Consider the following 238-nt stretch of genomic DNA (forward strand, 5'->3'; position numbering starts at 1 on the left):
ACGTCTGTCTGTCCGGTGCCTGTCGTGGCGCCCGGCAGGCTAAAAAACCACACTGGTCTCAGGTTCCCATCCGGAGATTAACATCATGAACAGCAGTACCCGAGTCAAACAATTACGTCTGCAGCGCGCCTGGTCCCAGGAGCAGCTGGCCGAAATGGCGGGTCTCAGCGTCCGCACGATCCAGCGCATTGAGAATGGCGAACGCCCGGGGCTGGAGACTCTCAGCGCCCTCGCCGCG

1 protein-coding gene is annotated in these 238 nt (G+C 61.8%); it reads left to right on the forward strand.

The window, feature by feature from the left end; all coding sequences use genetic code 11:
• Positions 1 to 85: 85 nt before the first annotated feature.
• Positions 86 to 238, forward strand: a 153-nt coding sequence (locus tag QP437_RS10405) for a helix-turn-helix transcriptional regulator (RefSeq protein ID WP_285267788.1), incomplete at its 3' end; no start/stop codon positions are given.

The sequence above is a fragment of the Haemophilus sp. UMB1048 genome (assembly GCF_030218125.1).
In the GTDB taxonomy this organism is placed as follows: Bacteria; Pseudomonadota; Gammaproteobacteria; order Enterobacterales; family Pasteurellaceae; genus Haemophilus_D.